This window comes from Emticicia sp. (genome assembly GCF_049241225.1).
In the GTDB taxonomy this organism is placed as follows: domain Bacteria; phylum Bacteroidota; class Bacteroidia; order Cytophagales; family Spirosomataceae; genus Emticicia.
Map to the genome: position 1 here is coordinate 1 of NZ_JBMLRC010000161.1, position 1,283 is coordinate 1,283.

The 1,283-nt window shown below is 35.6% G+C and carries 1 protein-coding gene and 1 pseudogene; both read right to left on the reverse strand.

Annotated elements, in window-relative coordinates; genetic code table 11:
- Positions 1–87 precede the first annotated feature (87 nt).
- On the reverse strand, positions 88–441 hold the full coding sequence (locus ACOVO2_RS09450; RefSeq protein WP_188767510.1) for a phage holin family protein: 354 nt from the start codon (positions 439–441) through the stop codon (positions 88–90).
- 177 nt (positions 442–618) lie between these two features.
- A pseudogene (locus tag ACOVO2_RS09455) lies at positions 619–1,283 on the reverse strand (zinc carboxypeptidase); the annotation flags it as partial.

Sequence of the window (1,283 nt, forward strand, 5' to 3'; positions counted from 1 at the left end):
CGTAGGAATTTAATATTGGTAGTCAGCAAAATACAGTAGAATATTCTTACGGAGACAATTTTTGTAAGCTAAAAATAAGAAATTTGGTTAAGATTTTTCGTTTAAATGCTCATCAACCACTTCTTCTACTTTTTTCTTGATGCTGTGTTGAACAGAATCTTTTGCAAAAATAAAAATGGCAAGAATAATGGCATAAAAGCCAAACATGATAAGAAAACCCAGCCAAGAGCTACCAATCAGATGGTTGAGGCCGAGGGCAATCAGAATACTCAGAAAAATAATTACTACAATGCTGAGTATAAACGTAATGAGGGCGTAAGCGGCTTTTACTGCTATACCCTCAATTTTATCTTGAACATTGAGTTTGGTTAATTCAAATTTTGCCTCGATGAGTTTTACGAGATTTTCTTTTAACTCACCTATTTTCAAAAAATCAGACATTTGGATTTGGTTATTGGTAATTTGCTATCGGGAAATTAGTCTAATTTTCGTAAATATTAAAAATAAATTCAAGAATTGATAAATTAAAAAAGGTTAAACTTGGTAGTTTCGACTTCGCTCAACCACCGTGTTTAACCCTTTAAAGCAAGAAGTCGAAACTACCGACTTTATAGAAACCTATTCTTCTTCACCACCAAAACGACCACCACCGATTAGGTTTCCGAAGAAAAGAGTATTTAAGAAAAGTTTGTTTGTGCCATACCAAAACGCTCTAAAATTTGGGTTTTCAGATAATGCAATTACTCGACCAGAACCCACATTTAGTGTAATAGCCGCTGGAGAGTTCTTGATTTGTTTTTCATTTTTTGGATGAACATAGCCCGCCAACAAAGGATTTGCTGTGAAAATCATCGGTGTATTGTACGGATTTTTAGTGTCTTCCATAAAGATATTATTATCCTTAAATAAAGCCAATTTGCTTTGCTGATAACCAAAACATAATGGGTGCGTTGGGTCGATTTTCGCCTCAAAGATTGTTCCTGCGGTTTCTAAAGCACCCGTATATTTTTCTTGAAGATTATATGCACGTTTTTCGCCACTACCGTTATTATCAGGTTTTTCTTTAACGTTAATACTGGCGATTTTTTTAGCAGAAACCCACTCCACAGCATCGGTCATGGCTACCAAAACACCACCACTTTGCACAAAACGCTTAATTTTTTCGTCAGAAAGTGCATTATAGTTACCACCAGCCAAAACAATGTGTGTATATTTTTCTAAACTCGTGCGGTTGGCCGTTTCGATGTCGGCAACTGTGAGCGGAATATTAATACGTTGGTCAA